Genomic DNA, 9,807 nt, shown 5'->3' on the forward strand with positions numbered 1-9,807 from the left:
ACCGCCTAGACCGTCTTCGCCGGGTTCGGCCCTTGAGTCCACAATCGCTCGAGATTGTAGAACTCGCGAACCTCGGGTCTGAACACGTGCACGATCACGTCGCCGGAATCGATCAGCACCCAATCGCAATTGGGCAGGCCCTCGATGTGGAGTTTCTTGGTGCCGGCTTCCTTCAGGCCCTTGGCGACGTTTTCCGCGATCGACCCGACGTGCCGGTTCGAGCGGCCCGTGGTGATGACCATGTAGTCGGAATACGCCGATTTGCCGTGAAGATTGATCGTGACCGTCTCCTCCGCCTTCATGTCTTCGAGGCGGGAGAGGATGGTGCGCAGGGTCTTGTCGGCGTCGGGTTGCGCCTGCAAGGCCGCATCTCGGGTCGACGTCTTACGCGCTGACTTGGCAGTGGCCGACTTGGTCGTCGTTGCCTTCGTCTTGGGTAAGGCCGACTGGGACAATACAGATGTGGTCAGGGACCATTCCTTTCACTGTATCGCAGGCCGAATCCAACCCGGCCTGCTGACCATACTAGGCATGTGGGGTTAACGGTTTCAACAATCCAGTGCCCCGACTGCCCGGCCCGACATTCTCGACCGGCCGCCCCGCTTCGGACCGTAACGGGACGGCAAGTTCCATGCACATCCGATGCCGCGCGACAGCGAGCGCGGCCGTTCAGAACGACTTCCAACTGCCGTCCGGGTTCCTCAGGCCCGTCGACGACAGGCTGAGCTTGAGGCCGGTGAGGTAGACCCAGGCTGGCGCGGCGCTGTCGGCGAGACGGCTGGCCTGCGCTTCGGGAATGCGATACCGCGCCAGGGCGCGTGCGGCGGGTGCGTTCAGGGCGCGGAAGCTGCGCGGCGGGCGGTCGACCACGGCCATGGGAACCTGGGCCGCGATGTGCTGCCACTTTTGCCAGCGATGGAACTGCGCGAGATTGTCGGCGCCCATGATCCACACGAAGCGCAGGCGGGAGGCGCGCCGGCGCAGATAATCGATCGTGTCGGCAGTGTAGCGGGTGCCAATGACGGATTCGAGACAGCTGATCTCGATGCGCGGATCGGCGGCCACTTTCCGCGCCGCCTCGGCTCGCTCGGTCAGCGCATGCAGCCCGCCATTGTTCTTGAGCGGATTGCCCGGTGTCACCAGCCACCAGACACGGTCGAGCTGCAGCCGCTTCAGCGCGAACAGGCTGATCGCGCGATGCGCCTGGTGCGGCGGGTTGAACGAGCCGCCGAGCAGGCCGATGCGCATGCCGTCGCTGTAGGGCGGCAGCGCCTGGCGGATCGCAGGCCGCATGGCTGTGGCGTCGGTCACGGCGGCCCCCGCCTGCTGCTCGTGTAGCTCAACCACAGGATGCGGCGGTCATGGCCGCGTCTGACCACTGCCGTGAATGCGGTATTTGAAGCTCGTCAGCTGCTCGACCCCGACCGGCCCGCGCGCATGGAACTTGCCCGTGGCGATGCCGATCTCGGCGCCAAAACCGAACTCGCCGCCGTCGGCGAACTGGGTCGAGGCATTGTGCAAGACGATGGCCGAGTCGACCTCGTTGAGGAACTTGTCGGCCGCGGCGTTGTCGTCGGTGACGATCGCGTCGGTGTGGTGCGAGCCGTGCGCGTGGATGTGGGCGATCGCGCCCTCCACGCCGTCGACGACCTTGGCGGCGATGATCGCGTCGAGATATTCGGTGTCCCAATCCTCGTTGCTGGCCGGCTTCACCCGCGCATCGGCCGCCCGCACCGCATCGTCGCCCCGCACCTCGCAGCCGGCGCCAATCAGCATGTCGACCAGCGGCTTGATCTTGTCGGCGCTGGCGCGATCGACCAGCAGCGTCTCTGCGGCGCCGCAGACGCCGGTGCGTCGCATCTTCGCGTTCAGCACGATCGACTTGGCCATCTCGAGATCGGCGGCGCCATCGACATAGACGTGATTGACACCTTCGAGATGGGCGAACACCGGCACGCGCGCCTCCGCCTCGACGCGCGCAACCAGGCTCTTGCCGCCGCGCGGCACGATGACGTCGACGCCGCCGTTCAGGCCCGACAGCAGCAGCCCGACCGCGGCGCGATCGCGCGTCGGCACCAGCGTGATCGCGGCCTCCGGCAGGCCGGCTTCGCGCAGGCCATCGACGAGACATTCATGGATGGCGCGGCAGGAGCGGAATGAGTCCGAGCCGCCGCGCAGGATCACCGCATTGCCGGACTTCAGGCACAGCACGCCGGCATCGGCCGCCACATTGGGACGACTTTCGAAGATCACGGCGATGACGCCGAGCGGCACCCGTACGCGCTCGATGGTCATCCCATTCGGCCGCTGCCAGCTCTCGGTCACGACGCCAACCGGATCGGCGACGCCGCGTACCACGGCGATGCCGTCGGCCATCGCGGCGACGCGGGCCGGGGTCAGGGTGAGGCGATCGAGGAAGGACGAGGTCATGCCGGCCGCCTTGGCCTCGGCAACGTCCTCGGCATTGGCGGCGATGATCGCTTCAGTGCGGGCGCGGATCCGCCGCTCCATCGCCTCCAGCGCGCGGTTCTTCTGCTCGGCCGGCGCCAGCGACAGCACGCGGGCGGCCGCACGGGCGCGCTTGGCGAGGTCGTTCATCAGGGCGGGCAGATCGGCGCTGCCGTCGATGGCTTTCAAAGGCGCGGTCATGGGCTTTTCAACCTCGAATTAAGGCTCTCCAGTAGCACGGAACGAGGCCGTTTGCGAACGCCGGTGCCTTGGCCTCAGGCTGGGCCGGCGCCCGCCGGGCCGATCACCAGGTCGTCGCGATGAATCATCTCGGCGCGGCCGGAGACGCCGAGGATGATGGCCACGTCCGGCGACGAGCGACCCTTGATCCGCTCGGCATCATCGGCGTCGTAGGCGACGAGGCCGCGGCCGATCTCATGGGTGTCGGGGCCGCGCACCACGACGGCATCGCCGCGGGCGAACTGGCCGTCGACACGGATGACGCCGGCCGGCAGCAGGCTCTTTCCGGCGCGCAGTGCGGTCACTGCGCCGGCATCGATCGTCAGCGTGCCCTTCGGCTCCAGCGAGCCCGCGATCCAGCGTTTTCGCGCGGTGACCGGGTTCGCTGGCGTCAGGAACCAGGTGCAGCGGCCGCCATCGGCGATCGCCCGCAGCGGGTGCTCGATCTTGCCGGACGCAATCAGCATGTGGGTGCCGCCGGTGGTGGCGATCTTGGCGGCCTCGATCTTGGTGCGCATGCCGCCGCGTGAGAACTCCGAGGCGGCGCTGCCGGCCATCGCCTCGATGTCGGCAGTGATGCTCTCGACCACGGGGATCAGCCGTGCGTTCGGATCCTGCGCGGGCGGCGCGGTGTAGAGGCCGTCGATATCCGACAGCAGCACCAGCAGATCGGCGCTCGCCATGGTGGCCACGCGAGCGGCGAGGCGGTCATTGTCGCCATAGCGGATCTCGGCGGTCGCGACCGTGTCGTTCTCATTGATGACCGGCACTGCGCGCCATTCCAGGAGCTTGGCGATGGTCGAACGGGCGTTGAGATAGCGCCGGCGCTCCTCGGTGTCCTGCAGCGTCACCAGGATCTGGCCGGCACTGACGCCATGAGCACCGAGCACCTCCGACCAGGTCCGCGCCAGCGCGATCTGGCCGACCGCGGCGGCCGCCTGGCTCTCCTCCAGCTTCAGCGGTCCGCGCGGCAGTTTCAACCGGCTGCGGCCGAGCGCGATCGAGCCTGAGGACACGACCAGCAGCTCGCAGCCGCGGCTGTGCAGCCTGGCGATGTCGGCGGCCAGCGCTGTGAGCCAGGAGGCGCGCACCTCGCCGGCCTCGGAATCGACCAGCAGCGACGAGCCGACCTTGACGACGATGCGGCGGAAATTTTCGAGACGGGGTGCCATGGCGTGAACAGGGTCGGTTCGAGCCCTCGCATCGTGATGAGAGGTGCGTGGCTGACACGCGGTCCCACGGGACGGGGCTCAAGTGTTGATGGATGGCGGCGAGTGTCGCAAGCGAGGGCCTGCGAGGCAAGGTTGGCTTCAGTTCAGCCCTGCGGTGACGTTGGGGCCGCCCATGGCTCCTCGGTCGCCGCGCTCTCGGTCGTGCTCTTGGCCTTGAGGGACACCGGCTGTTCGCCGACCACGTCGGCGAGCTTGCGCAGCGCTTCCTTGACGCCCTCGCCGGTGGCGCCGGAGATCAACAGCGGCGTCTTCTTGGCGGCGCGCTTCAGCCGGTCCCTCTGCTTCTTCAGCTCGTCCGGGTCGACCGCATCGATCTTGTTCAGCGCGACGATCTCCACCTTGTCGGTCAGCTCGCCGCCATAGGCTTCCAGCTCGTGCCGCACCGTCTTGTAGGCCTTGCCGGCATGCTCGCAGGTGGCGTCGACCAGGTGCAGCAGCACACGGCAGCGCTCGACATGGCCGAGGAAACGGTCGCCGAGGCCGGCGCCCTCATGCGCGCCCTCGATCAGGCCGGGAATGTCGGCCAGCACGAACTCGCGGCCGTCGGCGTTCACGACGCCGAGCTGTGGATGGAGCGTGGTGAACGGATAGTCGGCGATCTTCGGCTTGGCGGCCGAGACCTTGGACAGGAAGGTCGACTTGCCGGCATTGGGCAGGCCGACCAGGCCGGCATCGGCGATCAGCTTCATGCGCAGCCAGATCCAGCGCTCCTCGCCGGGCTGGCCGGGATTGGCGTTGCGCGGCGCCCGGTTGGTCGGCGACTTGAAATGCGCGTTGCCAAAGCCGCCATTGCCGCCCTGGGCCAGCACGAAGCGCTCGCCGACCGCGGTAAAGTCGTGGATCAGCGTCTCCCGGTCCTCGTCGAAGATCTGGGTGCCGACTGGAACCTTGAGCACCACCGACTTGCCGCCGGCGCCATGACAGTCCTTGCCGGACCCGTTTCCGCCCCTCTGGGCCTTGAAATGCTGCTGGTAGCGGTAGTCGATCAGGGTGTTGAGGCCGTCGACGGCCTCGATGACGACGTCGCCGCCGCGGCCGCCATTGCCGCCGTTCGGGCCGCCGAACTCGATGAACTTCTCGCGCCGGAACGCAACGCAACCGTTGCCGCCGTCGCCGGAGCGCACATAGACCTTGGCTTCATCGAGGAATTTCATAGGGCTCTAGGTAGGCGAGGCGGGCCTCCGGGGCAACTCAAACCGCCGCGGATCGCGCGGAAAAGCGCAAGATTCCCGCCCCGGTCAGGGCCGAAGGCCGCTCGCGCAGCACCGCGACGACCTGCCGCTACGGCGGCTCGAGATCGCCGCCGCCCCTCTTTGCGATCTCCGCGATGTCGTTCGGGGACGGGACGGCGGTGGGCTGAGGCAAAGCCAAGCCGCCGCGCAATCTCGCAAATTGGCGCGCGAGTTGCGGAGCCGCAGTGCTCGTCCCGATCAGGCGCAGGACGGCGCCGCTCCGGTTACCCCCGGCACGGATTCCGGTGAGGGCGTTGTCTTCGTCACAGGGCAGCACGTAATCCGGACCGATGCGGTGGCCGCCGCGGGGCCGGCCCGCCGATGAATAAGGCGTCTTGCGGCCATCCGCCACCACGTACCCGCCTGCAACATGGACCCGGTGCTTCTTGCCGGTTGCGATCCCGTTCAGCGTCCCAAACCGATCCAACAGCGATCCGGTCCGATCGAACTCCCCGTCGATGCGCGTGCAACTGGCCCCAGCCGACCGGGTTTGCTCCCAGTTGGAATCGACAAAATGCGAGCGCTTGGCCCCCGTGCGCGCGCCCATGTTCGGATCGGTGCGCGCCACATAGGCGTGCATTTCGGCGTTTTCGGGAATGCCGTCGACCTTGATGGTCCAGTCGCCGTGCTCGTTGCTGGCCTGATCTTCTGGCCTCACCACGGTCGGGCCGACTTCGAGCAGCCACATCCTGTCTTTGCCCCAGACGATCGGGCCGATCAGCTGAGGGGTGGTGCCGCCCGGCTTCGGAAGCGTTGTTCCGATGACAGCACAGCCTGATGTCAGCTGAACTTTGCCGCTCGGCGACGTCAAGGTGACGGTGACTCCCTGGGCCTCATCGTCCTCCATCCAGATCTCTGCAAAGACCAGCACGGTATTGTCCGGCGGCAAACGCCAGATCCATTCGACGTGCTCGGGCTGCTCGCTGTCGCTGGTGAAGACGACGTGACCGTCGCTGAGATAGGCGTTGCCGGCGGAGAGCACGATGTCGAGCTTCGGCTTGTTGTTCTTGCCGTTGTATTCAGCAACCAGAGCCGACAAGGCGCTCTCGAGTTCTGCCGTGCCGTCATGCGGTCCGGTGGTCGGACCGTAGCTGAGGCTGATGATCACGTTCCTGGTCTTGACCGGGTCTGCAAACGACAGAATGTACTGGATGCCCTGGACGACATAGGTCTTCAGCCACACGCCAGTCGCATCCCGGATACATTCATCGGAGAATTGCACGAACACGACGTCAGCGTCGCACGCAGGATCAGTCGAGGGGCGACCAGGTGTCCAACTCGGCGGATCGCGGCGGTCCTTGCCTGGTTTCGACGGGCCGATACGAGAGGAAATCGGAACAGGCCCCGCCAGGACGTCCATGACATGGCCCCCATGCGAGTCCCGGCGTGCGAGGGTCGTGAACCCGGCGGCTGCGTAACAGCCATCCTCGTCGACGCCATCGGTAGCTGTCGCGTGCAGCGAGATCCAATCGTCGAGTCCGATCTGCTGCGGCTCTATGCCGGCGGCGAAATCGCGTCGGTACTCGAGACCGTAGGCAAAGTCGGTGAGCTCCATTCCGAACTTGCGCGTTCCGATCGCGACCGGCTGCTTATTCTGGTTCTGATCCCAGATGGCTCGGACCCGCGTGCTCAGTGGGCCGCTGGTTCTTAGGAAGCGCGCCGCAGAAAACGGGCAGCCATCGTCCAGCATGCCGATCAGAAGCGGTCCTGGCGCCTCCTTACCTTCCTTGAAGCGGTGGCGGATGGGCGCACTCTTTTGGAATGACTTGGGAGATGACGGTTTGACCGGCAAGGATAACGCGACCCGGTTGACATAATTGCCCCAGACGGACTCGTGCAATGCGCTATCCAGCACCGCACTCGCGCGGCAGCGCATCGTCAGGTACCGCGAGTCTGCCGCATAAGGCGCGAGTTCGATGCCGTACTTTGTCGTGGCGAACTCGGGCTGGGTTGGTTCCAGCTGGCCCGCCACTTTCGCGAAATCTGCGGCCGTTCCAGCCTCTTTCAGCTCGATCAGGAGCAGGAGCCTGTATTTGTCATCGTCGAAACGATCCCATTTTTCCTGGAGGTTTTCCTCGAAGTTCTTGAATTCCGTCGAGATCGCGTATCGGAGATAGGGATCGAAGCATCTCGGATAGCTCTTGGGCGCCCCGGGCTCGGCCATGGCTCGCTCTCCGCATGAATTATGGGTAGCTCGGAACGCCAAATCTGCCCTTCCACTCCGCTTGAGCCTCACACCAGACGTGATGCATCAGAGGGGACTGGGTGACGTTCACGCCGGCAGATTGCGAGAAGTAGAACGGACCCTGGTCGAGATCCTGGGCCGGGACGATCGTGGTGTTGAACGGATTGAAATCCGTCGTCGGGTATTGGTCGATTCCTGCCGCAAGGAAGGTCCGCTTCATGAAGGGCTGGCTCGTCTCGTTCCCATTGCAACGCCCGACAAAGTACTCGCCCAGGGCGACGCCCAGCATGCGTCCCGCCATGCTGTCAGCCGGAAAGTGGACGCCGGCGATGACGCGGTTGGTCGTGATCCGGGCACACACGCGATCGAGCTGATCGATGACCCATTTGTGCCGCGTCGGATCAAGCTTCAGCAACTGCTTCAACACGTAGGTGACCGCATAGGTCTGCGTCGCGTGCCCCATCGGGAAGCTTCCATGCCCCGGGGTCGTGATCATCGGCTGGACCTCGGCGTTGTATTCGACCGGACGGTAGCAGCCCAGCGCGTGCTTGACGCGCATCTCCACGTAGACGCAAAATTGCAGCACCATGTTGATGAGTTCGAATGTGCGCCGCGTCCGCTCGGCATGGAGGTAGACGATCGATGCCCAGAAAGCGAACTGCGGATCGATCTGCGCCAGGATTTCCGTGGCGCGCTCGTTGCGCAGTTCGGCCCAACTGAGGACCAGGGGGATCTGCTGTTCGAAGGTGGTTTGTGCCGGCCGCTGAATTTCGGCGATCAGCGATCTCTGTCCGGATACGGACGACCATATCTGGAAGGCGTCAGAGCTTGACGGTTGAGAGTTTGCCGTGATGCCCTGGAAGGTGATGCCTTGCAGCATCTCTCCGATAGCAACATAGGCGCGAACCCACGCCTCCCAGCGCTCCATTTGGGCGGGGTCATCGATGACCGGGAGCGCCGGCTCATAAAGCACGAGCGGTTTTTCGGTGACGATGCTGCCCTCGCGCACATGGATCAATGCATCGACCATCACCGGATTGGCATAGACATCGCCAAGCGTGCCGAGTACGGCACCGCCCGCGCCGCCGACGCCACCCGCGCCGCCTGCTCCGCCGGCGCCTCCAGCACCACCCGCGCCGCCTGCTCCGCCCGCTCCGCCCGCTCCGCCGGCACCACCTGCGCCGCCCAGTTGGCCCATGTCCGCCTCCTATGATTGAGTCAGCTCACAATGGTAGGGTCGTCCTTTCAGTTGCAGTTCGCCGGGCGATACTCACTCAGCTGTCGACCAGTTCACACGCCCGGATCCTTTTCGTCCTCAATGCCGCTTGGAGTTGCCGTTACCGGATGGCAGGCCGGCTAACGCCAGACAGCGCGCCCATTCCCGACCGGTTTCGAGCTGAGCGTTCGGCATGCGGGCAAGATAGGTTTCGACCGTCAGCGTCGGGTCGACCTCCCGCACCTTCGCTAGTGTCGATCGGGCCTCCTCCATTCGGCCCTGCAGCACGAGCGCAATGGTCAAGGCTCGCCACGTCGAGGGGTGCATGCGGTTGAGTGCCAGCGATGAGCGCGCAAGTCTTTCAGCGGTGGCATAGTCATGAGCGGAAAGTGCAGCCGTCGCGCTGAGCGACTCGAAGTAATAGCGCATCGGATCAAGCGGCGAGAGCTCCATGGCGCGCTGGGTCTCGTGCACTGCAGCGGCACCGTCACCCTTGAATGCGTCGACCGTCCCAAGGAACAGCCAGCCGAGCGCGTGGCTGGGGTTTGCGAGGACGGCCGCCTCGCAACGCCTGCGCGCCATGTCGAGGTCCTTGAACAGATGACAGTAGACGAACCCCTCGGCTGCGAGCGCGAGCGCGTCGGACGGGTCGCGATCAAGCGCGGCATGGGTCGTCGCCAGGGCCTCGGCTGCGTCGCGGGTGCGGTCCTCGGACCAGCCTCGTGTCAGTCGCAGGATGTACCAGTGGCCGAGCCAGGCGCGCGGGGCCGCAATACGGCCGTGCCGGTTGATCAGCTCCTCGAGGATATTGCGTGTCTGGAGAAACTCTTCCCTGGTGGACCTGTGCATGAGCTTGATTGCGCCGAGCAGGAGCGAGTAGCTCTCGAGCGTCGGCAGCGGCTGGGTCAGGATATGGTCGACCTCGGCGTCGAACACGGCGAAGTGTACGGCTCGTGCGATGCGATCGGCCATCTCGCTTTCGGGCCGAAGCAAATCCTCGACGGATCCGCTGAGCCGATCCGTCCAGATCACCTGATCGTCGCGGGCGGCGGAGAGCTCAGCAGTCACCATGATCTGGCTGCCGTTGGCCACATAGGCTCCACTGAGGACGTAGGCCGCACCCAGATGCGCCGAGACCTGGCCAAGGTCGCTGGTCCGACCGCGGAACACGGCGGTCGAAAGCCGCGAGATCACCTTGAGATTCGCAGACTTCGACAGGCGCCAGATCACGCCGTCGGCGATCAGGTTGCCGAC

Annotated in this window: 8 protein-coding genes; all 8 read right to left on the reverse strand. The window is 65.6% G+C overall.

The genetic code is table 11. From position 1 onward, the window contains the following. Positions 1–5 precede the first annotated feature (5 nt). Positions 6–362, reverse strand: coding sequence for a ribosome silencing factor (gene rsfS / locus QX070_RS29870; RefSeq protein ID WP_315740729.1), 357 nt, complete (start codon positions 360–362; stop codon positions 6–8). Between the two features lie 307 nt (positions 363–669). Next, positions 670–1,293 carry a nicotinate-nucleotide adenylyltransferase gene (locus QX070_RS29875; protein WP_315740744.1) on the reverse strand — a complete coding sequence of 208 codons (624 nt, stop codon included), beginning with the start codon at positions 1,291–1,293 and terminating at the stop codon, positions 670–672. A gap of 66 nt (positions 1,294–1,359) precedes the next feature. Further along, positions 1,360–2,649, reverse strand: coding sequence for a glutamate-5-semialdehyde dehydrogenase (locus QX070_RS29880; protein WP_315740730.1), 1,290 nt, complete (start codon positions 2,647–2,649; stop codon positions 1,360–1,362). A 74-nt stretch (positions 2,650–2,723) separates the two neighbouring features. Further along, on the reverse strand, positions 2,724–3,860 hold the full coding sequence (proB, locus tag QX070_RS29885) for a glutamate 5-kinase (protein ID WP_315740731.1): 1,137 nt from the start codon (positions 3,858–3,860) through the stop codon (positions 2,724–2,726). Positions 3,861–4,003: 143 nt separating this feature from the next. Further along, positions 4,004–5,074: a GTPase ObgE gene (obgE, locus tag QX070_RS29890; RefSeq protein WP_315740732.1), complete on the reverse strand. Its 1,071-nt coding sequence runs from the start codon at positions 5,072–5,074 to the stop codon at positions 4,004–4,006. Between the two features lie 127 nt (positions 5,075–5,201). Next, complete coding sequence (locus QX070_RS29895) at positions 5,202–7,316, reverse strand: hypothetical protein (RefSeq protein WP_315740733.1); 2,115 nt, start codon at positions 7,314–7,316, stop codon at positions 5,202–5,204. A gap of 19 nt (positions 7,317–7,335) precedes the next feature. Next, on the reverse strand, positions 7,336–8,535 hold the full coding sequence (locus QX070_RS29900) for a phosphatase PAP2 family protein (protein ID WP_315740734.1): 1,200 nt from the start codon (positions 8,533–8,535) through the stop codon (positions 7,336–7,338). A 117-nt stretch (positions 8,536–8,652) separates the two neighbouring features. Next, on the reverse strand, positions 8,653–9,807 hold a 1,155-nt coding region (locus QX070_RS29905), incomplete at its 5' end, for a tetratricopeptide repeat protein (protein ID WP_315740735.1).

This window comes from Bradyrhizobium sp. SZCCHNR1093 (assembly GCF_032381175.1).
In the GTDB taxonomy this organism is placed as follows: Bacteria; Pseudomonadota; Alphaproteobacteria; order Rhizobiales; family Xanthobacteraceae; genus Bradyrhizobium.

What these genes read in the sequence shown, in the direction of transcription:
- QX070_RS29875 (WP_315740744.1), bottom strand. Translation starts at nt 1,293, where the DNA reads ATGCGGCCTGCGATCCGCCAGGCGCTGCCGCCCTACAGCGACGGCATG.
- QX070_RS29880 (WP_315740730.1), bottom strand. Translation starts at nt 2,649, where the DNA reads ATGACCGCGCCTTTGAAAGCCATCGACGGCAGCGCCGATCTGCCCGCC.
- proB (WP_315740731.1), bottom strand. Translation starts at nt 3,860, where the DNA reads ATGGCACCCCGTCTCGAAAATTTCCGCCGCATCGTCGTCAAGGTCGGC.
- obgE (WP_315740732.1), bottom strand. Translation starts at nt 5,074, where the DNA reads ATGAAATTCCTCGATGAAGCCAAGGTCTATGTGCGCTCCGGCGACGGC.
- QX070_RS29895 (WP_315740733.1), bottom strand. Translation starts at nt 7,316, where the DNA reads ATGGCCGAGCCCGGGGCGCCCAAGAGCTATCCGAGATGCTTCGATCCC.
- QX070_RS29900 (WP_315740734.1), bottom strand. Translation starts at nt 8,535, where the DNA reads ATGGGCCAACTGGGCGGCGCAGGTGGTGCCGGCGGAGCGGGCGGAGCG.